Here is a 26,637-nt window from a genome sequence, read left to right as displayed (position 1 = left end):
GGCGCGATCGCTACACTTGGTGGGTTGTTTTTAATCTGACAGTGGGGGCTCGCCATGGGAAGCTACAAGGAAATTGTCGCTACAGTCCTCGCGGTAGCCACCGCTTTCTTCTACCTGCTCTGGTTCTTTCTTCCCCCCATCCGCCTGGTCTGGCGCTGTCTCTCCATACAGGAAAACCTCCCCGTCTTGAACACGCTCAAGGCGTGCTATGACTCCGCCTGGCCTTTCCGCCCCGCCATGTTCAGAAGACAGATGCGGCTTTGGCTGGAGCTGCGGCTTTTGCACCCCAAGCCGCGCCGCGAGCCCAAGTGGTTCTTCGACGCCAGGACCAAGCGCTACCAGCTGCAGTACGACGACACCGCCTACCGGCAGGAGGTGGCCGAGTGGAAACGCTCGACCCGCGCCAAGTTCGGGGCGCTGAAGATCAAGGAGAGGGAGCCGGTGATCGAGGTGGTGGACGTCTTCCGCCTGAACGACGACGGCACCAAGGACGGCATCAAGCAGTACCTCCTCGCCGTGTCCGAGTTGAGACTCTCGCTGGACGAGCAGGCCTCCTTTCTCTGCAGCGTCAAGATAGAGCACGGCTTTTTATTGCCGCTGAACCTCCTGGCCGGTCTCATGTCCCGCTTCGCCGACGACTGGGACCCGATCATCTCCTGTTACGACCGCATGGCCAACCGAGCCTTCTCGCCGCCGCAGATGACCATCTTCAACCTGTGGCTTTTGTGGGGACCGAGCGTGCCGATCTGCAGCTGCGACCAGTGGGGCGGCCCGGTGACGTTGCAATACGGCTTCGGGGACGAGAACAACTCGGTGCGGGTCAGGGTCAGGGACGAGAGGAAGGAACAGCTGTTGGCGGACCTGCGCAAGGCGGTGGCGGGCAGAAGCAGCACCGCGCATCCCGCCCTTCATGCCAGCATCACCGGGAGGCTGTGGCCCCCGAGCAGCTTCTTCCAGGGGGAGATCTGCGGCGCCCAGCAGGAGCTTTTGAATCCCGACCGCGAGGCCTTCATCCTCGAGTACGAGGGGCACAGCGTGATCGGCAACCCGGCCAGTTCCCGGCTCTTCTACACCGGGTACGTCTGGGCGCTGTTCGTGGTGGGGCGGGAGCAAAAGCCGTCCGGGGAGCAGGTGCGCCAGGAGCCTTGGCTGCACGTGATCCCCTTCTTCGAGCACGGCAACATCGTCGACGAGTCCTGCTACAACATGGCCAAGCTGCAGCTGGCGCTCAAGGTGATCAACTTTGCGAAGACCAGCGGCCACCTGGAGGCCGACCCCGGGCTTGCCCCTTTGAGGCTCTGGTACGTCTGCGCCCTGGACGACTCGGGGTGCGGGCGGGACATCGAGGTGGTGCCCAAGGGGAAGACCATCCGGAGAACCCTCGAGGAACTGCTGTCGGAGAGCGAGCACCGCCCCTTGAAGAAGCGGATCATCACCGACGACCACGGCTACTGCCTGTTCCTGTCCGGGTGCCACCTCTCCAAGCTGGTGTCCGACCTCTTCGAAACTATCGCCGGCGAGGCGGGGCGCGGGGCGAACCGCCAGGGTTAGGTGAGTACCTTCACCAGGGCGGTCGGGTGCAGCGCAAGCCCGGCGAGGCCCGCAAATCCCATGAGGATGCCGAAAAAGGCGAAACCCAGCGCCAGGTAGAGGAGCTTTCTCTTCCCGGTGAGCGAGGTGATGGCGAGCATGGCCAGCGAGACCGCCAGGGTGGCGTCGGAGAGGTCGAACTGGTCGTCCCGGTAGTTGAGGTCGTCGTACTGCTTGCCGAGCGCGTTGGCCTTGTCGGCGAGCTTTGCCTCCTCCACCTTGTAGCGGGCGATGTTGTCGCCGTACTGCTTCTGCTGTGCCGCCAGGGGAGCCGACACCTTGCCCGGCGCCATCGACTCCAGGGCCACCACCTGGTTCAGCCCCAGCTCTGCCAGGTGCTGTTTCAGTTTCTTGGCTTGGTACTCGTTCCAGGTGTCCACCTGGTCCGACTTCGCCTGCAGCATGGCCTGCACGATGTTGTCGTCCTTCACCTTGCATACCGCCATGAACACCGAGATGAGCGCCACCGCGATGGCGACCCAGTTGTTGAGGGAGTTCCTCGCTTCGGAGGAGTCGAGCCGGTTCTGCAAGTCGTTCAGTTCTGACATCAGTTTCCTCTCCTTTTGGACCGCACGGGGACTGGCTCCGCAGGTGCCAGTCCCCCTTTATCATTGGCAGAAGGATATTTTAAAAGAGACCAGCTTGCAACCAAATGACAAAAACATGACAAAGAACGTCATGTTAAGAGAGTCGCACCGCAAACGACAAAGGGGCAGCCGTAGTGAAACGGCTGCCCCTCGTATTGTCACCCCTGTCCGGAGGTCTTAGTTGCCGGTCCAGCCAGCCTGAGCCAGCAGAACATCGACATCCTCTTTGACCTTGGTTGCGTTGTAGTTGCAGGTGCCGTACTTGCCTTCGTTCATGTTGGCAGCGATCTGGTTGATGATCTTGCCACGTACTTGGTTGAAAGCGTTCGGCAGGTTGATGCCGTTCATGTAGTCATTGGCGATGGCAGGGGGATCCACTTCATCGCAGGCCGACTGGGCGACGGTGAAGGTATGCTCGACGGTTGCACAGCCGAGGTGACCGCCATCGACCTTGTCTGCGCAAACCTTGAAGGTGTGAAGGCCGGGAGCAAAGATGTCGCCACCGATATTGAAGGTGAAGGAACTCTTGTTGCCTACGCCCGTGAAGGTGGGACCGCAAACTTCGGCTCCAGCATCAACGGAAAGGCATGCTCTCATGTTGTTGATGGTCCCGGGGCTGTGGAAGACGGAGCCGGTCACCGGGACCGACATGGGGAGAGTATCCACCTGAGTGGTGCCACCGTTGACCGGTGCCGAGATGGTCACAACGGTCGGATTAGCCATTGCCATGACCGGTAGTGCTACCAGTGCCGCAACCAAAATGCCAGACTTGAACTTTTTCATGTTATTGCCCTCCTGTGTCTGTTGAAAGATTCCATTGTAGGATTAATGGTGTCAGAGATTGTTCTACCTATAAAGCATAAATAGCGATTGCTGAATATATATCCGGGTATAAAGTGACTATAACTTTGGATATATTCATTGAAAGAATAGGCACAGTTGAGGGCTGTCAACCCCAAACAGAACAAAAAGAAAACCCCGCTCGGGAAAGCGGGGTTCGTTGGTACGCTGAGACAGTTAATCCTGTGGTTGGATGTTTATTTGCCGGAAGTCCTGAGGGCCAGGCAGTCGATGAGGAGGCGCTCTCCGGTGAAGGAGGCCTCCTTGCGTTTGACGATGCGCCAGCCGCCGGTATTGAAGGCGCTATGCCCGGTCAACTCCCCGGCCAACCCCTGGAATCCTTCCAACAGTTCGACGAGTGCCTGGTCGTGTCCGAGCACGACCGGCTTCAGGCCGTCGCCCACCAGGATGGTGATCGGCTCCACGATCAGGTTGGCCAGATCATAGGGTGCGGGTTCCACCGCGGCGGCCCGTCCCTGCAGGCGGATCATGCGCGCGCGGGAGTCGGGCCCGACGGTCCCTTTGGTGGTGCTGATCAGGTCGAGCAGGTGGTCACGGATGTCGTTCAGGCTGTCGGCCGCGTTCAGCCGCTCGATCTCCGGGTAGATCTCCAGTGCCTTGGCGAGCAGGGAAACCTCGCGCAGGTAGTTGCTGCGCTGGTTCTCCGGAACCAGGTACATGGCGATCACCTTGACCAGCTTCCCGTCGGGTGAGCCGTAGTCGATCCCCTTCGGGCTCCATCCGACGACGCAGATCAAGTCCTCCTCGAAAGGTACCCGGGCGTCCGGGCAGGCCCAGCCCTTGCCGAGAGCGGTCTTGGAGGTCCCTTCCTTGGCGAGGATCAGCCCCGCGACGTCGGTGTCCGGCGGCAGCGACGGCACGGCCTCGAGGATGTGGGCCAGGAAGCGCAGCGCGTCTTCCTTGTCGTAGTCGTCAGGTATCTCGAGGAGACGTCCTTCCTGTAGTGCGTCGAGCAAGCTGTCCATCAGTCACCTCCAAAACGGTTGAAGAACCAGGTCTTCACGAAGTGTGTCAGTACCGAGTAGGTCAACAGGAACCCGATGATCCAGATCCAGTAGACCGGCGGCAGCGGCACCAGGTTGAGCGCCGCGGCGAAGGGAGAGTAGGGGAGCCAGGCGCCGATGCCCATGATGCCCAGGGTGGTCAGGATCATGGGGATCGAGGCACAGCTGCCGAAGAACGGAATGCGCCGGGTCCTGATGATGTGCACGATCAGGGTCTGGGTCAACAGCGACTCCACGAACCACCCGGTCTGGAACAGCTTGGCGAGCCCCTCCTGCTGCAGCGCAGTGACGCCGGGTGCGTTGTAGGCGGCGCACCCGAAAACATACCACATCAGGGCGAAGGTCGCGTAGTCGAAGACCGAGCTGATCGGCCCCACGCAGAACATGAAGCGCTTGATGTTCTCGATGTTCCACTTGAGCGGCTTGGCCACCAGCTCCGGGTCGACGCGGTCGGTCGGGATCCCGGTCTGGCTGAAGTCGTACAAGAGGTTGTTGGTCAGGATCTGCACCGGCTGCATGGGGAGGAAGGGGAGCAGGTAGCTCGCCCCCATCACCGAGAACATGTTGCCGAAGTTGGAGGAGGCCCCCATCCTGATGTACTTGACGATGTTGGCGAAGACGCGGCGCCCTTCCATGATTCCTTCTTCGAGCACCAGGAGGCTCTTCTCCAGGAGCACGATGTCGGCGGTTTCCTTGGCGACGTCGACGCCGGAATCAACGGAGATGCCTACGTCGGCCGCTTTCAGTGCCGGGGCGTCGTTGATGCCGTCCCCCAAAAAGCCGACCACGTGGCCGCTGGCGCGCAGGCTGCGCACGATCTGCTCCTTCTGGGCGGGGGAAAGCTTCACGAAGATGTCCACGTCCTGCACGATCTGCGGGAACTCCTCCGCGCTGACACGGGAGAGTTCGGCACCGGTCAGCATCCGATCGGCCTTCAGGCCGACGTTGATGCAAACCCTCTGGGTGACCAGGCCGTTGTCGCCGGTGAGCACCTTGACCCGCACGCCCGCTTCCTGCAAGAGGCCGAGCGCCTCGCTGGCCTGCGCCTTGGGAGGATCGAAGAAGGCGATGAAGCCCAAAAGGATCATCTGCGACTCGTCCTTTACCTCGAACTGGGTCTTCTGGCGTGGGAACTCGCGGTAGGCGATAGCGAGCACGCGGAAGCCGTCGCGGTTGTGGCGCTCGACCTCCTCAAACAGGTTGTCCCTGATCATGTCGAAGAGGGGATAGATCTCCTCGCCAATCTGGTAGTGGCTGCAGCACTCGTAGATCTCCTCCACCGCACCCTTGCAGATGAGCACGTGGTCTTCCTCGAAGTCCACGACGACCGACATGCGCCGGCGCTGAAAGTCGAAGGGGAGCTCGTCCACCAGGCGGCAGAGCTGCACGTTCATGTCGGTGTGATCGAGGATGGCGCGGTCGATCAGGTTCCTGAGGCCCGTCTGGTAGTGGCTGTTCAGGTAGGCGTAGGTGAGGACGTCCTCGCTGGTGCGGCCGGTGAGGTCCACGTACTTCTCCAGGACGACCTTGTCCTGGGTCAGGGTGCCGGTCTTGTCGGTGCACAGGATGTCGATGGCTCCGAAGTTCTGGATCGAGGGGAGCCGCTTGATGATGACCTTCTTGCCCGCCATGGTGAGCGCGCCCTTGGCGAGGTTCACCGTCACGATCATCGGGAGCATTTCCGGGGTGAGGCCGACCGCGATGGAGAGGCCGAAGAGGAGGGCATCGACCCAGTTCCCCTTGGTCATGCCGACGATCATGAAGACGGCGGCGGTCATCACCAGCATGAAGCGGATCATGAGCCAGGTGAAGGAGCGGGTCCCCTTGTCGAAGCTGGTCTCCTCCGGCTTCTCGGCCAGCGAGGCGGAGATGGAGCCGAACAGGGTGCGCACGCCGGTGTTGACGACCACGGCGCGGGCCGAGCCGCTGTTGACGCTGGAGCCCAGGTAGCAGGCGTTGGGGAGCTCCCATGCGGAAAGCCCTGCCTCGTGCTCCTTGTCCACCAGCGCGCTTTTTTCCACCGGCATCGATTCGCCGGTCAACGCCGACTGGCTGACGAAGAAGTCTTTGGCGGAGAGGAGCCTGACGTCGGCGGGGATGATGGAGCCCGCCATGAGGAGCACGATGTCGCCGGGGACCACGTCGGAGATGCGGATCTCGGTCTCCTGGCCGTCCCTGAGCACCAGGGTGCGCGACTGCACCCTTTTCCCCAGTGCCTCGACCGCCTGCCCGGAGCGGCGGTCCAGGATGAAGGAAAGCCCGACGCTCAGGATGATCATGGCGGTCACGATGGCGGCGGACTTGGTCTCGCCGACGGCGCCGGAGAGGATGGCGATCACCAGGAGCTGGATGACGAGCGGGCTCTTGCAGCGCTCCAACAGGTCGGCTATGACGCCCAGACGTTTGGCGTGGGCGAGCTCGTTGGCGCCGTACTCGTCGAGGCGCTTTTCGGCCTCGTCGGTGGTGAGCCCTTCCTTGGCCTTGGTGTCGAGTTCCTTCAGCGAGTCGCGCACCGACATCGAGCAGAGCTCGACCAGACGGCGCTCGCAGGCGCCCTGGACGGCGGTCTTTGGCGCCGTCGCGCGCTGGGCGGGAGCCTGCTGCTTCGCGGAGCGCCCGGTGGGTATATTGGAAAACAAGAACATCCTTCCTTCTCCTATCACATCCGTGCTGCTGGGTGGCCGCCTGGGCGGCGGACCACGGCCTTGCGTCGGCAAGCCAAAGAGGCTGCCGGCAAACGGTCACGCGAGGGGACGCCTGGTCCGGGAGGGAGCACGCGAGCGAAAGACGTCGCAGTTCGCACCCGGGCCTGCACGCGGCCGGGCAGACGAACTGCCGCCGATGCGTGAACCGATTGGTGATTGCACTATTGAGGGAGTGTACGACAACTCCCCGCTGCTTCTTTAAGTCCCGTTCTTGGGCGAAAGCGGGTCAAAGCAGGCAGGGAAGGAGGATGGCTTTGAGAGGGGGCTAGCGCCGCAGGAACGGGATGGGTAACGGATATTCGCTACTATGACTGTCCAATTTGTAGAACCACCACCTTTCTTATGTGACGTGCTGATACGAAAAAAGGCCACGGGAGAACCCGGGCCTGAACGTCTGCCTCTGATTCCCCACTCGCAGGTTTTCGGCAGTGCACAACGTAGGTCGCGGGGACCAGCTACCTTAAGTAAAGCCTTAATCCGGCAATACCTGGTCTACCCATTGGCGTCTTTCGACGTTTCCGGGCAGTAGCCTGTGTTTGTGCAAACGCCTCATCTTAACGAGGAATTCGGTGTTGCTATGCGAATGTCGTCAGGTCCGGAGGAATTTGCGGAGGGTACCCGGCGGTCTGACCAAAAATTTGTAGCAGGTTTGGGTGCGGGTGGCAAGCAAAAAGTAAAGCGCGGCGCGGTCATGGCCGGAACGGCGAAGGCCACCGCGGTTACCACGGTGGCCTTTGTCTGCGGAAGACGTGGTGCCGGACGAGATGCTAGTGACCGGGCTTGTTCAGATCTTCCAGGATGCCGTTGGCCTCTTTCAGTTTTTCGTGGAGTTTTTTCAGCTCGTCAGCGGTGTAGACCTTGTTACCCTTGTTGATCTCTCCCTGCAGTTTGGAGATTTTCTGCTGGATGCTGTCCACCTCGTTTTTGCAGTCCTTCGAGATGAGCAGGCACTCGTCCTTGCTGCCAGTGTCCGCGGCATAAGCTGGTACGCTGCTTATTGCCAGAAAACCCGCCATGACGATCAAAGCAATTCTCTTCATTGTGTGCCTCCTGTCTTGAGTGTGACCTCCGGAACAAGTAGTAACACCAGCGCCGCCAGTGTCAAGAAGCTATGACTTTGGCGGCGCTCCTGTAACTGAGATTATCTCATATTATGACTTTACAGGATAGCTCTTAGCGGCGCCAGTCAGGTGGATGATCGGAGGGAGTCCGCGCAGGCGCCCTTTGGGGGCTATGTCGTTGCTGATCCCGCAACCTGTGATTCCGGTCTTTCTCCCCACTCCTGAAGCTGTTGACCATCGGACAGGAGCGCCCGCATTGTAGCAGTAATAGTCCTTATACTTGCAAGATTCAATTGGTGACGAAAATGTATTACAAATTTTTTCGGATGGTTCGCTTGCCAAACCAAGCTTCTTGGAAAGAAATGTATTACAAATCTACAATGTATTCTCACCTTATACACATGAAGTACAATGTATTCCAAAATTATAAGCATTTTTTTCTTCATTTTATTATGGGGGTGCCGATCAGTGCCAGCAACTTCCCCAACTTGGTCAGGGCCTTTTTCGAGAAGTGTCGAGTGCGCGTCAAGGTACCGGATCCCGTCCTGCGGACAGGGAGGCAGGAACGACGAGCTGCATCGATCGGGCGCGTCGGCTCCACCGACGAAACATCACACGTGGCAAAGGATAGGAAACCGGTATGGAAAAACAGACAGTCATTGGAAAAGTGAAGGTTGGTGTCACTATCATCGCTGCGCTCATAGCCGTTTCGGGATGCGCAGCCTTACTGCATTACCCGGCTCTAGCAGCGGGTGGGTGCGCGGCGGCCCTGCTGGCCACAATCGGGAGCGGCGTCTATCTCGGCCGCTTCCTGCACGGCCCCTTCGACGCCCTCGCCGGCACGGTGGCGGAGCAGGAGGGGCGGATCAGCCTGTTGACCGATAGAAACGCCGAGCAGGAGGGGCGGATCAGCCAGTTGACCGATAAAAACGACTGGTTCCGCGCCATCATCGACGCCGTCCCGTTCCCGGTGCACGTCACCGACAATGACATGAACTGGACCTTCATGAACAAGCCGTTCGAAAAGCTGCTGGTACGGGAAGGACAGATCAAGGACCGCGACTCCGCGGTCGGCCTTGCCTGCAGCAACGCGGCAGCCAACATCTGCAACAACGAAGGGTGCGGCATCAAGCAACTGCACAAGGGAGTGAACGAGAGCTTCTTCACCTGGTGCGGCTCGGAATGCAAGCAGGACACCTCCTACCTGATCAACAGCAAGGGGGAGCGGATCGGCTATGTCGAGGTGGTCACCGACCTGACCGCCATGATCAGGAACCGCAACTACACCCAAGCCGAGGTCGAGCGCATGGCGGACAACCTGACCAAGCTGGCCCTGGGCGATTTGAGCCTCGACCTCCAGGTGGCGGAGGCGGACGAGCACACAGCACTGGCCCGCGAAGATTTCCTCAAGATCAACGCGAGCCTGGCCCGCGTCAAGGACGCGGTGGGCGCCATGATCGAGGACACGGAAACCCTGGTCAACGCGGCCCTGGTCGGCAAATTCCAGACCCGCACGGACGCCTCCCGGCATCGCGGCGAGTTTAGGGCCATCGTCGACGGCGTCAACAAGACCCTCGACGTGGTAGTGGAGAAGAACGACTGGTACGAGGCGATCATCGACGCGGTCCCCTTCCCCATCCACGTCACCGATAACGACATGAACTGGACCTTCCTGAACAAGCCCTTCGAGGCGCTCCTGGTCAAGGAAGGGCGCATCAGGGACCGCGGCACCGCCTTGGGGCTTCCCTGCAGCAACGCCGCCGCCAACATCTGCAATGCCGAAGGGTGCGGCATCAAGCAGCTGCACAAGGGGGTCAACGAGAGCTATTTCGACTGGTGCGGCTCCGGGTGCAAGCAGGACACCTCCTACCTGATGAACCGCAAGGGGGAGAAGATCGGCTACGTCGAGGTGGTGCAGGACCTGACCGCCATCATCAGGAACCGCGACTACACGAAGACCGAGATCGAGCGCATGGCGACCAACCTGCAGCTTCTTTCCGACGGGGACCTAGACCTGAACTTCGAGCTCGGGCAGCCGGATCAGCACACCAGGGATTCCCACGCCGATTTCTCCAGGATCAACGAGAGCCTGAAGAGCGTCAAGAGGGCCATGGACCACGTCATCGCCATCACCAAGGATATCGCCGACGGTGACCTGACGGTCCAGGTGACGCCGCGCTCCGAGAAGGACGAACTGCTGAAGGACCTGGCGGCCATGGTGCAGAAGCTCTCCGACGTGGTCCTCGACGTGAAGCAGGCGGCGGACAACGTGAGCATTGGGAGCAAGGAACTCGCCGACAACGCGGAGAATACCTCGCAGGGAGCCACGGAACAGGCCGCCTCCGCGGAACAGGCATCCTGCTCCATGGAAGAGATGAGTGCCAACATCCGGCAGACCGCCGACAACGCGATGCAGACCGAGAAGATCGCGGTGAAATCCGCAGCCGACGCCCAGGAAGGGGGCAAGGCCGTCGCCGAGACCCTGGCGGCCATGAAGGAAATCGCGGGCAAAATATCCATCGTCGAGGAGATCGCGCGGCAGACCAACATGCTGGCATTGAACGCGGCCATCGAGGCGGCCCGCGCCGGTGAACACGGCAAGGGGTTCGCGGTGGTGGCGGCTGAGGTGAGGAAGCTGGCGGAGCGGAGCCAGAAGGCGGCCGGAGAGATCTCCACCCTTTCCACCTCGAGCGTCGAGATAGCGGAGAAGGCGGGAACCCTCCTGGGCGAGATCCTGCCCAACATCCAGCGGACCGCGGAACTGGTTCAGGAAATCAGCGCGGCCAGCAAGGAGCAGGATGCGGGAGCCCAGCAGATCAACCAGGCGATCCAGGTGCTGGACCAGGTGATCCAGAACAACGCCGGCGTCGCCGAAGAGATGTCCTCGACCGCCGAGGAGCTGTCGTCGCAGGCGGCCCAGTTGCAGGGAAGCATCTCCTTTTTCAAGGTGACCAACACCAACGCCGTCGACACCAGGGGCGGCCAGCGCCAGAGCCCTGCGCGCGGCGCCTCCGCATTTACCTACTCCCGTTCCGGCGCCAAGGGCGTGTCGAAAAAAAAGGGGGCAGTGTTGGCCGCTGAGGACAGTGGAGTCGCTCTTAGGATGAATTCCAACGACGACTTCGAGCGCTTCTAGAACCGAAGCGGATTCACTGCAGCGACTCCGGCTAGCTTTGGCGGGACAAACAGAGGGCAGGCCTTCCCGGTTGTGACACAACGGGTGAGGGCCTGCCCTTTTTTACGACCTGACGGGAAGCTTAAAGGATCACCATGAAGACCGCCGCGGCGGCAAGGATGAGCAGGCGGTGCGCAAAGAGCGCCTGTGGCGGCAGGCCGTCCTGGCGCTGCAACTTGTTCAGGATCACCCAGGAGAAGAGGGCGGCCAGCAACAGCAGCGGGTAGATGAGCAGACGCAGCGTGCCGAGCTCCGGGGTGAGCGTCGCCGCGTCGAGCACGTTGTCGAGCCCGAGCGCATGGACCAGGAGCGGGACGATCTGCGCCCCCCCCTCGACCAGCGCCCGGAAGAAGATCATGAAGAGACCCGCTACCGCCAGGGGGAGGTAGGCGAGGCCACTGGTGGTGAAGACCGCGCGCCAGCCGGTGCCGCGCACCGTGGCGGAGGCGAGGCAGGTGAGCAGGGTGAAGCCCGCCACGATGGCGAGGGCAAGGAGGTAGTCCTGCACGCTCCAGATGGTGCGCGAGAAGATCTCCAACGGGCGCCCTGCCACCAGCGGCGTTCCCTTGGCGGCGATCACTACGCCGACCAAGGTGGTGCTGAAGAGCGCCTCGCGGAAGCCGCGCCGGGCCCGGTTGAAGCCGCCCCAGGTGGGGTTTCTCAGGTCGAGCTGCATGGAGCGGTGCGGACAGCTCCTGACGCAGTTCAGGCAGAGCACGCAGTGGTCGGAGCTGTCGACGCCGGAGGGGTGCAGCCCCATCGGGCACCCCTTCTCCTTGATGCAGTCGTCGACGCGGCAGCGGCTCAGGCAGACGTTGTGGTTACTGTGCATCTCCAGCGGCGAGATGCGCGACACGAGGCTCACGATCCGCCCCAAGGGGCAGAGAAACTTGCACCACCCCCGGCGGCCGATGACCAGGTCCGCGCTCACCGTGGCGCAGAGGATCCCCGAGAGGAGCACGCCGGTGGCGCCGGCGTAGCTGAACATGCCGGTGGCCTGCTCCAAAAGGAGGATCACCACCAGCGCGGCGAAGGAGAGCGACGGCCCCCAGCGGCGCAGCCAGGGGGCGGGGTCGCGCACCACGCGGCTGGAGACTCCGACGAACTCGCCGATCGCCTCCATGGGGCAGAAACTGCACCAGCCGCGGGCGAACAGGAAGGCGGTGAGCAACAGAGCGGGCCAGCCGATGGTCCAGGCGACCAGGTTGGCGGCGTTGTGCTGGCGCGGCCCGAACAGCGTGTAGAGCGTGACGCCGAGAAAGAGCGGCACGGTGAACCAGCGCAACAGGCGCGGGAAGCGCGGATTGCGGGCCAGGTTCTCCACCGCGGGCAAGGTGAGCAGGTTGAAGCGGCCGTCCCCGAAAGGGTGCCCCTGCAGCGAGATGTGCTCGGGCTGGATCTCGTCGTCGTTACAGACCACCACCGCGCGCGACACGACCTGGTATAGCTCGCTCGCGTTCAGGGGCCAGTCGTGGTCCACCAGGCGGTTCAGGGCGTCCTGGGAGAGGCGTCGCACCTCTTTGTGGTGTTTGGCGTTCAGGGACTTCAAAAGGCTCCGGGCGATGACCGGGATGTCCTTCTTGCGCTCGCGCAGGGGTACGAGCTCCAGGGTCTCGCCGGAGAGCTTCTTGAAGAGCACCGCGCTGAACTTGCCGCTTTCCACCAGCGGCTGCAGCGGCTTGCCGCTGGTGGCGATGATGCGCAACTGGGCGCTTCTGAGCTTGGTCTCGCCGCGGCGGGTGAAATGTCCGGTCTCCATGAATTCGACCAGCTCCTCCTGCACCGCGCTGGAGAGGCAGTCGATGTTCCTGAGGATGATGTCGCCGCCGGCGGCGAGCTCGATCATGCCGCGCCTGATCCGGCGGGCGTACATCGCCCCTTCCGGTGCGTGCCCGAACAGGGCGGCCTCCTGGGCGAGCCCCAAAAGGAGCGAGTTCTGCTGGGCAGAATCGCTGGCGGAGCATTCCTCGCCCATCACCGGAGGCGGTGAGGCGCAGTCGAGGAAGAGGACCGGACGGTCCCCGGTGCTGTGGAAATGGATCAGGCGGGCGGCGAGGTCCTTCCAGGTCCCAGGCTCGCCTAGGATGAGGACGTGGCTCCTGGTCCCGGCCAGGTGCTGCAGGCGCTGGTTCAGAAGGCGCACCCACTGCGAGGTGCCGGGGAACTCGCCGAATTCGGGGAGGAGCTGCCAGCCGATGATGTTGGTGATCACCTCGCGGTGCTCGCTCTCTTCACGCTGGTGGCGGTGCGCCCAGCTCCCGAGTTGCGCCGCGAGGATGCGACTTAGGTTGGCGTAGAGCAGCGGCATGCCCTCCAGCAACTCCTCGAAGTGCTGCCGGGTGAGCCGGGCGGCCTGGACTTCGGTGATGGCGCGCACGTCGGCGGAACGCTTCTCGTCGGTGAGGATGGCCCGCTCGCCGATCACGTTGCCGATGCCGAGCTCGGTGAGATTGAGGATCTGCCCGGAGCGGTCCAACAGCTCAACCCGGATCCTGCCGGAGAGGATCACGTAGAGCTCCTGCGCCGGTTCGCTCCTGGCGAGGATGACGTCTCCCGCAGCGAAATCGCGCAACTCCAGGCGCTGCGCGATGCGCTCCAGGTCGTGCTGGTTGAGGCCGCTGAAAAGGCGAATGCCCGAAATGGTCTCGGAACTGATTGAAGCCATCGTTCTCCCGGCTTCGGCAGGAGGTTGACCGGTGCGTTGGCCGTTGGGCCGGGGCGGCTGCCGAAGAGTTTACGATGGTAGCGTAAAAGGCGGGGCGGTGTCTAAAACGTATACCGCGCAAATGGTTGCAGGCGCGTATACGTCTCAGGCCGCTGTGGGCGGGGATCAGTGACGGATGATGGAGGGGGTGCTGCGGAGAGCTTCCATGGCCTTGTCGCGTTCCGCCGCGGCAAGGCGGCGCTGCAGCATGCCGAGGAAACGGAGCCGGCTCAGTATAACCAGGGCCAGCCTCCGGTTGTTCTCCATGCGGGACTCGAAGTAGAACCCCTCCTGGGCCTCGCGTAACTGCTGCAGATCGAGGATGAAGCGGTAATACTCGTCATCTTCCTGGTAGCGCTCGAGGAGCTTGGTGTAAATGACGACCTGGGCGAGGGCCAGGGTGGCGCGCAGTTCGTTGCCGTCGGCCTGCGCCTTCATGTGTTTCGAGATTAGTTTGGGCCCGATGCTGTTCAGTTCCTTGCCCAACATAACGGTGAGGCCGATGTCCATGGGGCACCTCCGTCTGGCGTGTCGAATTGGGAAAGGTTAATTTCTCGCATCGCGTTGTCAAGACGGTGCCCGGTCCAGCGTTGAGCCCACTCCCCTCGCGGGAGGATCTTCCGGAAATTCCGGAAACGGTTGCCTTGGTCCCCCCTCCCCTTGCGGGAGGGGGAGCCTCAAGCGGTCATCTGTCCCGAAAATTCTGGAAGAATCTCGCGGAGGGGGAGGGCATGGGACGGTCACCAACTGCGGCGGACGGCCGCCACCAGGCGCCGGGCCCAGTGCAGCGCGCCCAGTGGGCCGCGGTCGGAGCCGTAGGGGAGATCGCCACCGACGGTGACTTTCCAGGTGTCGGTGACGTTGTAGCCGACTTCCCCTTTGAGGAGGCCGTCGCCGCGCTCGAGGCCGCAGTCCCAGACCAGCTTCCAGGCTCCCCATTCCTCGGTCTGGTTCCAGGCGACGATCAGTGCGGGGAGGAGGCCCCGGTCGAAGAGGAGAGTCCGATCGACCGGCGGGGCGATGGCGTTGCCGGCCAGGGTGATGAGGAGCGTTCCGTCGCCGAAGCCGCGCTCGACGCTCAGGGTGCCGATCAGGGCGTCCCCAAGATCCCGGTCCCCCGAGAAAAGGGCGGCAGCCTCGCCGCGCAGGACGTACGGGCCTGCCACCCGCGATACCTCGACCCCGACTCCGTGCTCGCGTGGATAGCGCCGGGCCACCGAGAGCACCGGGACCGGTCCGGTTTGCAGCGCCGGGTCGAGAGAGAATTCGAGGATGGGCGCCGGACGCACCCCGCTTCTCGCCCAGACGCCGAGGTCCCAGTCGCCATGGGTCGCAAGTAGGCGCAACGCTACGAAGCCGGGGAGCGGCGGCGCATCGTCCACTTCCTGGAACCTAGTCCCCGCCGGGAGGGCGCCCGAGGCGATGGGAGCGTTGCGGCTTCCCAAGGGGGGCAGGCGCCAAGGCGTCGTCACCGGCACCAGCACCGCCTGGTAGCGCAGGTTCTCCTCTTGGCCGCTTAGGCGAACGGCCCAGAGCGGCAGCTTTTCGTCGGCGAAGGGATCGGTTACATCGCGGGGGAGGAAGGCGTCGGCGGGGGAGTAGCCGTCGGTCTTGCCCCAGCCGAGCTGGAAGCGCCCGAACTCCAGGTCGTGCGACGGGGCGAGCGGGACGCGCAGCCAGAGTTCCGGCACCGAGAGCGGCGGGCGCCTCAGTTTCCGGTCAGCCGGGTCTAAGACGATGGGGCTCGTCTGGGGCGAGGTGAGCCACTCCGCGCGGACAGACGCCGTGAACTGGTTCTCGGCGAGGCGCTGTTCCCATTTGTTGTAGAGCGTGCCCCAGCCGGCACCGTACGGCTCGCCGGCGAAGCGCTCCCCGTAGGCGAAGCCCTTCAGCTCCGCGTAGCCGGAGAAACCTTCGGCGAGCGCGGAGCAGGGGAGAAGCAGCAGTACTAGGAGCAGGAGGACCGGTCTCAATCGCCCCCCTCGCGGGTGAGGTTCTGCAGCGTGAAGCGGCTGGTCGGTTGGGGACGGTTGAAGGAAATCTGCTTCAGCGTCACCGTGGTGTGGCTCCCCTTCTTGAGGTCGGTCATCTCCATGCGCGCAGCGACGTAGTGCCCCTCGACGTTCTTGATGTCAGAGAGAATCAAGCGCTTGGCCGGCTCCTTGTCTCCCTTCCTGATCAGGTCCTCGCGCACCAGGTAGAGGATGTCTTTTCTCAGGTAGAGGATCAGCTTCTGGTAGATCGATTTGCTCCCCTTCTCCAGCGGGATCGCCGTGATGACCCAGCAGGGCTGGCCGCCGACGGTTTCCTCGCCCTGCAGCGAGACCTTGTACTTCTCGTGGTCGAACTCCTCCATGTCCTCGTAGTTGAAGTCGGTGCCGACGAAGGAGGCATCCCGGTCCTGCGGCGCGATGCGGCGCTCCCGTTTCATGGAGGGAAGGTAGAGCCACTGGTCCGGGTTGTCCGAGCCCGGCCGCGGCAGGGAGAGAAAGCCCACCCCCTTCACCTCGGGGGGGTCGGTGAAGCGGATCAGGTTCTTGGAGTCGCCCGCGTACCCCTGGCGGTAGCTGTTCCACCCCTTCTTGCGGATTTTCCCCTCCTTGTTCACCACGGTGAGGTCACCCGAGTACTGCTGGGTCTTGGTGCGGTGCCGGCTCTCGGATTCCTTCAGGAGCGAGCGTGCGTCGGTGCCGGCGAAGGTGGGGGTGGACGGAAGCGGCAGGAGCAGTGCTGCTGCGAGCAACAAAAGAAGCGGTTTAAAACCTTTACGAGTCATCGTGCAAAACCTCCTGTTGAATAAGTTTGTCCTGGAATCCTGGGGGATGTTGGCCACGTACCGGACGGGTGACCCAAAGTTCCCCCCTTTTGCGAAGGGGGGACAGGGGGGATTTGCTCTTTGCAGCAACACCAGCAACATCCCTTCCTGACCGAAGCCAGCTCTACCCCAACCAAATCCCCTCTGTCTCCCCTTCGCAAAGGGGAGGACGCGAGTTCTTACGCTGCGCTTCGTGACCAGCAGATAGGCGTCGCCGGAATTTCCGGATGAACCTTGCGAGAGGGGGCGATTCAACTGTAGGGGCGAATAATCATTCGCCCGGTTCGTCTTTGCCTACTCGTACTCAATCGCCTCGGTCACCTTGACCCCCGCTGCCTGCCGCGCGGGGATGCCCGCGGCGAGGAAGGAAACCAGCGGCAGCGCCACGATGAGCTCGCCCAACACCTCCCACGGGTAATGGTGCGGCATGGCCCATCCGGTGAACGCCTTGGCCACCGGCCCCTCCATAAAGGAGGCGAACAGGTTCCCGGCGGGAAGCGCCAGCATGAGCCCCACCAGGGCGAGCACCAGGGCCTCCAGCACCACGCTGCGGGCGATCTGCCCGGGGAGCGCGCCGAGCGCCTTCAGTATCCCAATTTCGCGGGTCCGCTCCGCGACCGAGATCAACAGCGAGGTGACGATGCCGAGGAAGGCGACCCCGAGCGCCAGCAATACAGTAATGCGCATAACGGCGTAGAAGGCGTCGATGGCCTTGCCGATCTCGTCCTTGAACTCGCGCTGGGTCGAGATGAGCGCGGGATACCGGCCGGAGAGCTTGGCGCGGATGGCGTCCCGCACCTTACCCGGGTCGGTCCCCGGCGTCACCGAGACGTCGTAGATGTCGACCCGGTCGTCCTGCCAGTGCTTCAGGAATACCTTGCGGTCCAGGAATACGGCACCTTGGTCGGAGGAGTAGTCGTGGAGCACGGCGACGATCGGAAACTGCACTACGCCCCCGGGAGTTTGGAGCGGCACCTTGTCGCCGACGCCGAGGCCGAAGCGGTCGTGGAAGTTCTCGGTGACGGCGCACATCTCCTTGTTGAGGAGCCCCTCCTTCATGGATTTGAGATCCCCCTGGGCAAAGCTGTAGCGCACCCGCTGCATCAGCGTGTCCATTTCCACCGATCCGACCAGGATCTGCCGGCCGCGGAACTGGGGCCGGATGGCGCGGTAGCTCTCCACCGTGCGCACGCCCGGCAGCGCCAGGATCTCCCCCTTCACCGCGCCCGGGTAGAGGAAGTCGGGACGGGAGAAGTTGGCCGATGCGCGCACGAACAGGTCGCAGGTGAGGATGTCGTCCATCCAGCGCACGATGGTGAGCCGGGTGGAACCCATGTAGCCACCAAGACCCAGTACGAAGGTGAGCGAGAGCGCCATGGCCATGATGGTGCCGGAGCTGCGGCGCGGGTTGCCCAGGAGCGAATCCGAGGAGAGTGGGCCGGCGGAGGGGAAGAAACGGGTGAGCAGCGGGCCCAGGGCGACCAGGATGGCGCGGGAGAGCGGGCCGATCAGGAGTACGAGACCGATGCCGCCCAAAAGGAGCACCGAGAGCACCAGGGCGTTCCCCTTGACCACGCTGCTCAAGGCGAGCGCCACGGCGCCGGCCACGAAAGCGACCCCGGCGGCGATACGCGGCCCAACCCGGCGCTGCACCTTAGCCTGAAACGAACCCTTGGCGAACGCCTCGGTGGGGGAGATGCGCGAGGCGGAGAGGGCGGGCCCCCAGGCACCGATCAGGGAGGCGATCAGGCCGAGCAGCATGGACTGCAGCACGATAGCCGGGGTGAGGTGCACCACGCCGGAGCCGGAGATGCCGTACACCATCTCGGTGCTCTGCCCCATGCTCACCAACAGTGCCTGCGAGAATGCGGTGCCCGTCAGGCAGCCGAGCGCGCCGCCGAGCAGGCCGATGATGAGCGCCTCGGCCAGGAACAGGACCTGCACCTGGCGCGGCGTGGCGCCAAGGGCGCGTAGCGTGCCGATGTCTCGGCGCCGGCGATTCACGGAGACGTTGAAGGCGTTGAAGATGAGGAAGATGCCGATGGAGAGGGCGAAGGCGCTGGAGACGTTGAAGCCGGCGGTGAAGTTGGCCACCAGGCGCTCCATCTGCTCGCCGCGCCGTGCCGGTGTTTCGACGCGGTAGGCCGGGCCGAGCGTCTTTTGCAGCATCTCGGTACCCTGGGCGACGGTGACGCCGTCCTGGAGGCGCACGTCGATGCGGTCGAAGCGACGCCCGCGGCCGAAGAGTTCCTGCGCGGCGTAGACGTCCACCACCATCAGGTTGCCGCCGAAGGCCTGGGCGAACCCCTTGGGGCTCATCAGGCCGCGCGCGGTCACCTTCCTGACGCCGCTGGGGACCTTGACGGCGAGGGAGGTGCCGGTGGTGAGTCCGGCCCGCTTGGCGAACTCGCGGGTGAAGAGTGCGGAATCGGGCTGGGCCAGGAAGAGCAGGGGATCGTCGAGGTCGGCGTCGTCCCCTTCGAAGCCGTAGTCGCGCATCTCGCGGTCGCCCAAGAGATCCACGCCGATCACCATCAGGCTCCCTAGTTCCCCCTTTTCCGGGATAACGATCTGTTCGATGACGGGGGAGGTGGCCCGGATGCCGGGGAGGTTACGAAGCCTTTCCTGCAACGCCTCGGGGACGCCCCCCTCCATGGTCACCTGGAGCTGCGCCTTGCCGGCGACCCGGTCCACCGTGGACCCGATGCCGACCACCAGTGCGTCCTGCGCTGTCTTGATGGAACTGAAGGTGGTGACGCCGACCACGACACCCAACAGGGTCAGGATGGTCTTGGCCAGGTTGCGCCGGGCGTAGGAGAGGGAGAGGTGACGCAGCAGGAACCTCATCTGTCACCTCCCGGGGCCGCTCCGTCGTCCTCGACCTGGCCGTCGCGCAGGCGAATGAGGCGGTCGCAGGCGGAGGCGGCCTCGCTGTCGTGGGTCACCATGACGATGGTGGTGCCGCGCCGTCCGTGGATGGAGCGGAGCAAGGCCAGGATCTCCTTGCCGCGGGCGCTGTCCAGGTTGCCGGTCGGCTCGTCGGCCAACAGCAGTGGCGCGTCGGTGACCAGGGCGCGGGCGATGGCGACGCGTTGGCGCTCCCCCCCGGAGAGCTCGTCGGGGAGGTGGTCGGCGCGGTTTTCCAGTCCCACCTCGGCCAGCACCCGCTCCACCCTGGCCTCCGCCTCCTTGGCGGCGACCCCGGCGAGTCTGAGGGGCAGGGCCACGTTCTGCCGGACCCGCAGGGTGGGCATCAGGTGGTAAGCCTGGAAGATGTAGGAAACATGGGCGCGCCGGAACAGGGAGCGCTCCTTCTCGCTCTGGCGGGCCAAGTCGGTACCCGCCACCAGCACGGAGCCGGAGCTCGGCACGTCGAGCCCTCCCATCAGGTTCAACAGCGTCGACTTGCCCGAGCCGGACGGACCCATGATAGCGACCATCTCGCCGGCGGCGATGGAAAGGGTGATGCCGGCCAGCGCCGTCACCGTCGATTTCAGTTCGTATGATTTCACCACGTCGCTAAGTTGCAGCACCTTTGGTTCCTCCTTGCAGGGCCGAAAGGTTTTCGCCCCTTTATGCATGTACTCCTCCCCCCGGAGGGGGGAGGTTGGGAGGGGGGAAGCATGAAGAAGCCGCTAGGTTCCCCCTCCCTAACCCTCCCCCTCCGGGGGAGGGGGCGCTTCATTTGGAGGTGGCAGCCCCGCTCATTCCGCATCCGTCTCTGCCGCTCTCCCGCCGATAGATCTCCTGGAAATCACAGCGTCCCTTCAGCCGGTACACGACGCCGCGTGCCCCCAGGATGAAGCGGTTAGTCCAGATGTGCACCGGCATACCGCGGGTGAACCCCTTGCGCATCACTTCGACCATGGCCTCCATACCGCGACGGAAGAAGTCCTCGTCGCCGAAGTCGAATATCCCTTCGCTGAGCCACGGCTCCAGTTGCCAGCGGATCACCCTTCCGATCAGCTCCAGCCGTTCTTGCCCCATCTGCTCAGCCGAATCGTAGAGCGAGGCCTTGACGATGAGACGCTCCATCTCCGTCTCGTCCCTGCGCAGCAGCGCATCTTCCACCTCGACCTGCAACTGCCACTCCTCATCGCTCAGTTCACGGGTGCACCCGAAGTCCACCAACCCGAGACGCCCGTCCGGCATGAAGATGTAATTGCCCGGGTTGGGGTCGGCGAGGAGCCAGTGGGTGCGGTACAGCATGCGCGTGGTGGCGACGGTCATCAGGTGGGTGTAGCGGTCGCGCAGTTCCTGGGATGGGGCGGAGTCGAGCAACTCCTCCAGGTGCACTCCCTCCAGGTGTTCCGTGGTCAGCACCCGGCGCGTCGAGTATTCCGGGTAAACGCGCGGGATGACGATCCCCTCCTCCGGGGTGAAGGAGTCGCGCACGGTCTGGGCGAAGCTCGCCTCCGCCAGGTAGTCGGTCTCGGCAAGGAGCACCCGTTCCACCTCGGCCAGCTTGACCACGGTGTTGCCCCAGTCCTCGCCCAGTCGCATCGGCTGCATGAGCAGGCGCAGGTTCCTGAGGTCGGCCTCGATGGTGCGGGCGATGCCGGGATACTGGATCTTCACCGCCACCTGTTCGCCGGAAAGCAGCCGGGCACGGTGCACCTGCCCCAGGGACGCGGCAGCGAAGGCCTCCCTCTCAAAGCTCGCAAACAGCTCGTGGGGCTCCTTGCCAAACTCGTCCAGGAACACTTCGCGCACCATGGCGTAGTGCATGGCGGGAGCCTCGAAGTGGAGCGCCGGGAGGAGGCGGGCGAACTCGTCGGGGAGGGCGTCCGGGAAGGTCGCCAGCATCTGCCCGAGTTTCATGACAGCCCCCCGCAGGTAGCCCATGGTGCCAAGAAGCTGGAGCGCCGCCTTCAGGTGGGTCTCGCTTTTGAGCCGCTCCCGTTCGTCCGCGTCGGCCCAGCGGCTGCGCAGCCAGTAGGCGAGGTAGGCACAGGTGACCTTGGCCTGCAGCGACCCGAGGATCCAGAGCCGCGAAAACGAGGTGGTGGGGGGACGTTTGGCCGCGACGCTTTCGACCAGCTCGGCCAAGCGCCGTCGTGCCGCCTCTTCCTGGCGCGGCATCAGGTTGAGCAGCGCCGCCCGGTCCTCGATCCCTGTTTTGCGTCGGGCTTCAGTGGCCATGGTCGCCTCCCTGCGCGGTGCCGGAGATCATCTGCACGAAGGTGCGGATGGCGTAATCGATGAGGCCCCGGGAGGCTTCCTGGTTTTCGGATTGGTCGCCGGTCCAGGAGGCGAGGATGCCGAGGTAGAGCGACCAGTAGATGGTGCCGGCGACGTCTTCGGGGGTGGCGCTGAAACCGTGGCGGCGCATGACCTGCCGCACGCACTCCATGTGCTCCTGGCGCGCCGTTTCCCCCTCAGGGCAGACGCTCTTGCGCGGGAAGGTGCTCAGGGAGCGCTCCAGCACCGGACCCAGGAAGGGACGCAGCGGGCGCAGGCGGCGCAGTTCCGTGCCGATCAGCAGGAACAGCTCCTCCTCCAGCGCTTCGCTGCCGTCGAGCCGGGTCTGAAATTCCTCCCGTCCCCGCGCCAGCGCCTCGTTCACCATGGTCATCGCCATGGTTTCCTTGCTGGGGAAGTAGTTGAACATGGTGCCGGCGGCGACGCCGGCCGCGAGCGCGATGTCACGGGTGGTAGTCTGGTCGAAGCCGCGCGCGGCAAAGAGCTCGGCAGCCTTTTCCAGGATCCGGGCCCGGCACAACTGTTTTGCCTGCTCGCTGATGCGCATCGACTCTCCCAAGTAAAATGAACGCGCTCACTATAACAGAAGCGTCGTGGCCGTCAACATATAAAGTGAGCATGCTCATAAATAATGCGCCGTGCCCCGTCGCCAATGAGGCCAATATAATCGCACTTTCGTTGTCTGCGTTGGACCCTGTGCTATGATTGCCGATGTGCCAAAAGTGGTAGATAAATCATTGGATGTCTAAAGAAGTTCAATGGCGGTCTAAACACATAGGTGCCTTATGCTTAGTTCAGGGAAGGTGCATTTAAGGCTGAAAGCGATGATAGCTGTTGCCTTGGGTGGCATGTTCTTTTTCAAGGTGGGAGACGCCAACCTCGACCATTTGACCGGCGCCAACCACATCCTTACCATGGCAGAGTGCCTGGCATGTCATTCGGCAGGCTCGAAACGGCCGGTTTCCGTTTGTCTCCACGATCACTGTCTATACACGAACGAGCATCCCGTCATGCGCAGCTATCCTCCCCCTAAGACGGTGGAAGATTTTGCACCTGTGGCGGACATTCTCGCTGCCGGGTGCGTACTGGAGGGCGGTAAGCTCACCTGTCTTTCCTGCCATGACCTTACGAAGCCGCCGCCTCACTTGGTCAGAGACGGCGACGAGCTGTGCTACATCTGCCACAGGTACCTGAAGTCCGATTCTTGAGGGGCAAACGAGTTTGACTTTAAATGACGGAGATGATAACAAGGCACCTAGCTTAATTTCTTGCCCACCTTTCGCTATTCCAGCATACCTGTGGGATTTTTGCTGATGCTCCGTCGCCTCCTCTCTTACATCAGTACCCTTCGCGTCAGACGCGTCATCTTCGTCGGCTGCACCCTGACGTTCTCCGCCCTGCTCCTGCTGGTGTTGCTGGTGGTGTCGCTACCGGCCATCCTTTCTACCGACCCCGCACAGTCCCTGCTGCGGTTGGGGATCTCCAAGGCACTGAAAAAGCCGGTTTCCTGGTCCGACCTTAAGGTCTCCTGGACCGATGGCATCGCCCTTACCGGGCTGGTGCTGGGGGACGGACCGCCGCCCCTGGTGCACGCTTCCCTGCAACACATGAAACTCGAGCCGGACGTTTCCCGTGACAAGGCGACCGGGCGCTGGTGCGTGAGCCTCGACCTCAAGGTAAAGAAGCTGGAGGCCGAACTGGCTCCGGGGCCCCCGAAGCCCCCGGAGGCGAAGCCGGTCAAGGATCCGCTCACCCGCATCGCCGAAGGGGTGCAGAAGTTCCAGTCCCTGGAGTGGCCGCTGCCGCTCGACCTGCGCCTGTCGGTCCAGGCTTCCCCCATGAAGATCTATTACGCCGATCCCGTTTCCAAGCGCGAAGCGCTCTTGAGTGACTTTTCCTTCGGTCTCACCGCACCTTCCCTGAGCAAGCTCCCCATCCGCACGTCCCTTTCCGGGCAAGTCGCGGTGGACGCCGGCAAGGCGCAGCCGATCAGACTGAGCGTGGAGGTCGCCGACCTCGTCACCGCAGCCTACCGCATCAAGCCCGCGGCGGCTTCCCTGACGGCACGGGTGGATCTTCCCGGCGTCGCGCTCAGCGCAGCTGGCGGGGTGACCCGGCCGGAGGGGCTCAAGGCAAACCTGGCACTCTCCCTGCCGGAGCTGGTTCGACTGGCGGCGCCCTTCGTCAAGAAGCCCCTTCCGGACGTGGGCGGCAAGCTGGCGCTGGACCTCAAGGCCCAGACCGATCGGGCGGGAGACCTGCGCATGGCGCTCGCGCTGGACGGCGACCGGCTGGCGGTGAGCCGGCTCCCGGGTAGGAAGGGGAGCCTCGCGCCGCTTGACCTGCATCTGCGCCAGAAACTGGTCAGTAACCACCAGCGCCAGCAGGTCGCTTTCGACGAAGGGAGTCTGAGCAGCCCGGGACTCATCACTGCCTCCTGGCACGCGCTGGTCGACCGCCCCACCGAAAAGTCGCGCAGCGTAGCGGCGGAGCTGGGGCCGTTGCGCCTGGACCTGGGGCGGGCCCGGCAGGTGGCGGCGCCTTTCCTGCCGAAAACCCTGCCGGTGCGGGATCTCCAAGGTACGGCCTCCCTCACCCGGCTGAGCGCGCGGCTGCAGGGCCCGGGCAACGACGGCACGGTGCAGATCGAGAAGCTGGGGCTGGACCTGCCGCGGCTGCAACTGGCGCTCGCCGGCGGCCCGCTGCAAGGGGAGGGGATAACTCTCTCCATAGACAAGGGCATCATCCCCCTGAAAAAGATGAAGCCCATGCGCGTCGCGGCGGATCTCTCCTGGTCCGGGCGCCGCCTCGACCTGGCGGGGAAGAAGCCGGTACGGATCGACGGCATGAAGGGGGGCGTGAGCCTCGTCCTGACCGAGATCGACCTGAAGGGGAAACGCGCCCTGGTCGACGCCCGGCAGAAGCTGGAACTGGAACGGGTCGGCGTGGGTAACGAACTGGCGCTGGAGCAGTTGCGGGAGGAGCTGGAGCTCAAGGCCCGCGCCTTTTCCGGCGGCGCCCTCGATCTGGCGCTCCCGGCGCTGCAGGTTTCCGCAAAGAGCGTGCAGGCGCACCAACAGGGCAAAGAGGTGACGCTGCGGCCGTTCAACGCCCGCCTTGCCGTCGAGGGGGTACATCTGCCGCCCAAGGGGCAAGGGAGCCCGACCGTGCAGCGCGCCACCTGCTCGCTCTCCGCATCCGACGCCCTGGTGCTGGATGCCGAAGCGGCGCTGACCGGGCAAGGGCGGCAGCTCGCCGCCAGCAAAGGAAATCTGCGTCTCGATCTGCGCCGCCTGATGCCGGTCGCGCGCCCGTTCCTCCCCGCCGGCTTCGACGCCACCGGCCTTGCCGCCGCCACCTGGGATGTCGCTGCGCCCCTGCCAGTAGCCCAACTCCCCAAAGAAGAGAACCCGCTGCGCAAGGCGAAGGGAAGTCTCGCCTTGCTGGATCGCGCCGACTTGGCGCTCACCTTGAACGACCTGGATCTGCGTCTCCCCAATGCCAAAGGTACCTACCGGGTACAGGGGCTCACCACCGCACCGCAACTGCGCCTTGCCCTGCCGCGCCCCGGCGAGCCGCTCACGGTCGATGGCGCGTTCCGCTTCGCCTCGCTCAGTGGCCTCTCCGGCACGGCCGGCACGCTGCCGCTGCAGGCGGGGACCTTGACCCTGCAAGGCGAGCTGGCGGGGTGGAAGGAGTTGCGGCTCACCGAGGAGTTGAAGGTCGCCTCGTTGGGGCTCTCGCAGATCGCCGACCTCACCGTCGGGCGCATCGACGCGCTCCTGGAGGACCAGGGGGGCAAGTTCGACGCCGCGACGCTTCTGCGACGCCTGGACGCCACCATGTTCGCCCACATGGACGGGAACTTCCCGGCCGAGGCCAAGAAGGTGCTGGCGGGGTGGCAACTGGCGGGCAATGTCTCAGCCGGCGCGCGCATAGACCTCACCGCGGCGCGCGAGTTGAGGGTGCGCGGCTACGGCAAGTGCCGCGACTTCGGCGTGGCGGACGGTAAGGGGGTGGCGGCCAGCGGCGTCCGGGCCGACCTGGTGCTGGACCGCAGTTACGCCCTGGCCCAGGCGCAGGGGAAGGGTGAGGAATGGGTGCCGCTTTCGACCGGCTTGGTGCGGCCGGCGCCGGTGGCTCCCTTGGGCGCTGTCGATTCGGATCTCGCCTCCCGCATCTACGAGGACCTGCGCGGGCTGATGGGCGCACCACGCAAGATCGGCATCCAGCGTGCATCCTTCAAGTCCGGCGCTGTGCCCATCGAGGCCAGCGCACTGGAGGCGGACCTCCTGCTCGAACCCGAGGCTTTAGGTTTGAGTTTCTTTCAGGCCGAAGTGGGGGGCGGGACCGTGCGGGCACGCGGCATGATCGATCTCTCCCGCGAGGTTCCGGTGCTCACCACCTATTTCAACTTCTCGAAGCTTGATCCGGTGCTCCTGTTCCCCGCGGCGGGGGGGCAGCGTCCGGGCGGCGAAGGGGAATTGACCGGCGAACTGAGTCTGTCGGCGCCGCTTGCCACCGAGCAGCGCGCGCTCCTGGAGGGGATGCGCCTCAACCTGAACCTGCGCCGGTTCAGTTCGCGCATCCTGGACCGCGCCCTGTTCGCGCTCGACCCGTACCAGCGCAACGAGAAGATCGTGGCGCAGCGAAAATCGTTGCAGACCGCAGATTTGAAGGGATTGCGGGTCAGCGCCGTCGACGGCGCCCTCGACTGCGAGGGAGAACTGGCCGTGAAGGGGCTCGACATTGCCATCCCGAGGATCGAGCGACTGCGTCTCTCCGAGCTTCCCATCCAAAACGAGTTGAAGCGGCTCCTCGTCTCCATCGCCTCGTCCCGGACCCTGTTGGACCTGGTCCGTTCCGACACCCTGGTGATCGACGAAAAAGGAAAGCCGTCCCTGAAAAGGAGGAGCAATGCGGGTATCTAAAA

At 63.8% G+C, this 26,637-nt stretch carries 17 protein-coding genes and 1 riboswitch; of the genes, 4 read left to right on the top strand and 13 right to left on the bottom strand.

Annotated features, from left to right (window positions below):
- Positions 1-54 precede the first annotated feature (54 nt).
- On the top strand, positions 55-1,551 hold the full coding sequence (locus JFN90_RS18675; protein WP_199396631.1) for a hypothetical protein: 1,497 nt from the start codon (positions 55-57) through the stop codon (positions 1,549-1,551).
- Here the strand turns inward: JFN90_RS18675 and JFN90_RS18670 are convergent.
- From JFN90_RS18670 to JFN90_RS18650, 5 genes are all read right to left on the bottom strand, one after another.
- Positions 1,548-2,138: a DUF4337 domain-containing protein gene (locus JFN90_RS18670; protein WP_199396630.1), complete on the bottom strand. Its 591-nt coding sequence runs from the start codon at positions 2,136-2,138 to the stop codon at positions 1,548-1,550. The genes JFN90_RS18675 and JFN90_RS18670 overlap by 4 nt on opposite strands.
- 216 nt (positions 2,139-2,354) lie before the next feature.
- On the bottom strand, positions 2,355-2,960 hold the full coding sequence (locus JFN90_RS18665) for a hypothetical protein (RefSeq protein ID WP_199396629.1): 606 nt from the start codon (positions 2,958-2,960) through the stop codon (positions 2,355-2,357).
- A gap of 254 nt (positions 2,961-3,214) precedes the next feature.
- The gene (locus tag JFN90_RS18660; RefSeq protein ID WP_199396628.1) at positions 3,215-4,003 is read right to left on the bottom strand and encodes a PTS sugar transporter subunit IIA; all 789 of its coding nucleotides are present in this window, start codon (positions 4,001-4,003) and stop codon (positions 3,215-3,217) included.
- Positions 4,003-6,687: a magnesium-translocating P-type ATPase gene (gene mgtA / locus JFN90_RS18655; protein ID WP_199396627.1), complete on the bottom strand. Its 2,685-nt coding sequence runs from the start codon at positions 6,685-6,687 to the stop codon at positions 4,003-4,005. Before mgtA ends, JFN90_RS18660 begins: the two co-directional genes overlap by 1 nt.
- Positions 6,688-7,147: 460 nt before the next feature.
- Positions 7,148-7,316, bottom strand: a riboswitch (M-box (ykoK) riboswitch).
- 198 nt (positions 7,317-7,514) lie between these two features.
- Positions 7,515-7,787 carry a hypothetical protein gene (locus JFN90_RS18650; RefSeq protein WP_199396626.1) on the bottom strand — a complete coding sequence of 91 codons (273 nt, stop codon included), beginning with the start codon at positions 7,785-7,787 and terminating at the stop codon, positions 7,515-7,517.
- A 1,012-nt stretch (positions 7,788-8,799) separates the two neighbouring features.
- On the opposite strand from JFN90_RS18650, the gene JFN90_RS18645 reads away from it, so the two are divergent.
- On the top strand, positions 8,800-10,944 hold the full coding sequence (locus JFN90_RS18645; RefSeq protein WP_456237448.1) for a methyl-accepting chemotaxis protein: 2,145 nt from the start codon (positions 8,800-8,802) through the stop codon (positions 10,942-10,944).
- Between the two features lie 121 nt (positions 10,945-11,065).
- Here the strand turns inward: JFN90_RS18645 and JFN90_RS18640 are convergent, their stop codons facing one another.
- The 8 genes from JFN90_RS18640 to JFN90_RS18605 all read right to left on the bottom strand — a co-directional run bounded on the left by JFN90_RS18640 (position 11,066) and on the right by JFN90_RS18605 (position 22,251).
- Complete coding sequence (locus JFN90_RS18640) at positions 11,066-13,648, bottom strand: sigma 54-interacting transcriptional regulator (protein ID WP_199396624.1); 2,583 nt, start codon at positions 13,646-13,648, stop codon at positions 11,066-11,068.
- Positions 13,649-13,813: 165 nt separating this feature from the next.
- Entirely contained in the window at positions 13,814-14,197 is a 384-nt protein-coding gene (locus JFN90_RS18635) for a hypothetical protein (protein ID WP_199396623.1), read from the bottom strand.
- Between the two features lie 230 nt (positions 14,198-14,427).
- A complete protein-coding gene (locus JFN90_RS18630; RefSeq protein ID WP_199396622.1) occupies positions 14,428-15,660 on the bottom strand; it encodes a hypothetical protein in 1,233 nt (410 codons plus the stop codon).
- Entirely contained in the window at positions 15,657-16,463 is an 807-nt protein-coding gene (locus tag JFN90_RS18625) for an outer membrane lipoprotein-sorting protein (RefSeq protein ID WP_199396621.1), read from the bottom strand. The genes JFN90_RS18630 and JFN90_RS18625 overlap by 4 nt, the downstream gene beginning before the upstream one ends.
- A 333-nt stretch (positions 16,464-16,796) precedes the next feature.
- The gene (locus JFN90_RS18620; RefSeq protein WP_199396620.1) at positions 16,797-19,349 is read right to left on the bottom strand and encodes an ABC transporter permease; all 2,553 of its coding nucleotides are present in this window, start codon (positions 19,347-19,349) and stop codon (positions 16,797-16,799) included.
- Positions 19,346-20,035, bottom strand: a complete 690-nt coding sequence (locus tag JFN90_RS18615) for an ABC transporter ATP-binding protein (RefSeq protein ID WP_199396619.1) — start codon at positions 20,033-20,035, stop codon at positions 19,346-19,348. The genes JFN90_RS18620 and JFN90_RS18615 overlap by 4 nt, the downstream gene beginning before the upstream one ends.
- Before the next feature lie 148 nt (positions 20,036-20,183).
- Positions 20,184-21,644: an ABC1 kinase family protein gene (locus tag JFN90_RS18610; RefSeq protein WP_199396618.1), complete on the bottom strand. Its 1,461-nt coding sequence runs from the start codon at positions 21,642-21,644 to the stop codon at positions 20,184-20,186.
- Positions 21,634-22,251: a TetR/AcrR family transcriptional regulator gene (locus JFN90_RS18605; RefSeq protein WP_199396617.1), complete on the bottom strand. Its 618-nt coding sequence runs from the start codon at positions 22,249-22,251 to the stop codon at positions 21,634-21,636. Before JFN90_RS18605 ends, JFN90_RS18610 begins: the two co-directional genes overlap by 11 nt.
- 277 nt (positions 22,252-22,528) lie before the next feature.
- Here JFN90_RS18605 and JFN90_RS18600 point away from each other — a divergent pair, with 277 nt between their 5' ends.
- Both JFN90_RS18600 and JFN90_RS18595 read left to right on the top strand, forming a co-directional pair.
- Positions 22,529-22,912: a cytochrome c3 family protein gene (locus tag JFN90_RS18600; RefSeq protein ID WP_236019068.1), complete on the top strand. Its 384-nt coding sequence runs from the start codon at positions 22,529-22,531 to the stop codon at positions 22,910-22,912.
- Between the two features lie 105 nt (positions 22,913-23,017).
- A complete protein-coding gene (locus JFN90_RS18595; RefSeq protein WP_199396615.1) occupies positions 23,018-26,635 on the top strand; it encodes a hypothetical protein in 3,618 nt (1,205 codons plus the stop codon).
- Positions 26,636-26,637 lie beyond the last annotated feature (2 nt).

It is taken from the genome of Geomonas propionica (assembly GCF_016458235.1).
Classification (GTDB): domain Bacteria; phylum Desulfobacterota; class Desulfuromonadia; order Geobacterales; family Geobacteraceae; genus Geomonas; species Geomonas propionica.
This window is presented reverse-complemented; position numbering and strand designations above follow the sequence as displayed.

Bases quoted from the DNA above. Each gene is read 5' to 3' on its own strand.
- JFN90_RS18660 (WP_199396628.1), bottom strand. From the start codon at position 4,003: ATGGACAGCTTGCTCGACGCACTACAGGAAGGACGTCTCCTCGAGATA.
- JFN90_RS18610 (WP_199396618.1), bottom strand. From the start codon at position 21,644: ATGGCCACTGAAGCCCGACGCAAAACAGGGATCGAGGACCGGGCGGCG.
- JFN90_RS18675 (WP_199396631.1), top strand. From the start codon at position 55: ATGGGAAGCTACAAGGAAATTGTCGCTACAGTCCTCGCGGTAGCCACC.
- JFN90_RS18665 (WP_199396629.1), bottom strand. From the start codon at position 2,960: ATGAAAAAGTTCAAGTCTGGCATTTTGGTTGCGGCACTGGTAGCACTA.
- JFN90_RS18670 (WP_199396630.1), bottom strand. From the start codon at position 2,138: ATGTCAGAACTGAACGACTTGCAGAACCGGCTCGACTCCTCCGAAGCG.
- JFN90_RS18605 (WP_199396617.1), bottom strand. From the start codon at position 22,251: ATGCGCATCAGCGAGCAGGCAAAACAGTTGTGCCGGGCCCGGATCCTG.
- mgtA (WP_199396627.1), bottom strand. From the start codon at position 6,687: ATGTTCTTGTTTTCCAATATACCCACCGGGCGCTCCGCGAAGCAGCAG.
- JFN90_RS18595 (WP_199396615.1), top strand. From the start codon at position 23,018: ATGCTCCGTCGCCTCCTCTCTTACATCAGTACCCTTCGCGTCAGACGC.
- JFN90_RS18645 (WP_456237448.1), top strand. From the start codon at position 8,800: ATGAACTGGACCTTCATGAACAAGCCGTTCGAAAAGCTGCTGGTACGG.
- JFN90_RS18620 (WP_199396620.1), bottom strand. From the start codon at position 19,349: ATGAGGTTCCTGCTGCGTCACCTCTCCCTCTCCTACGCCCGGCGCAAC.
- JFN90_RS18640 (WP_199396624.1), bottom strand. From the start codon at position 13,648: ATGGCTTCAATCAGTTCCGAGACCATTTCGGGCATTCGCCTTTTCAGC.
- JFN90_RS18625 (WP_199396621.1), bottom strand. From the start codon at position 16,463: ATGACTCGTAAAGGTTTTAAACCGCTTCTTTTGTTGCTCGCAGCAGCA.
- JFN90_RS18650 (WP_199396626.1), bottom strand. From the start codon at position 7,787: ATGAAGAGAATTGCTTTGATCGTCATGGCGGGTTTTCTGGCAATAAGC.
- JFN90_RS18600 (WP_236019068.1), top strand. From the start codon at position 22,529: ATGATAGCTGTTGCCTTGGGTGGCATGTTCTTTTTCAAGGTGGGAGAC.
- JFN90_RS18635 (WP_199396623.1), bottom strand. From the start codon at position 14,197: ATGGACATCGGCCTCACCGTTATGTTGGGCAAGGAACTGAACAGCATC.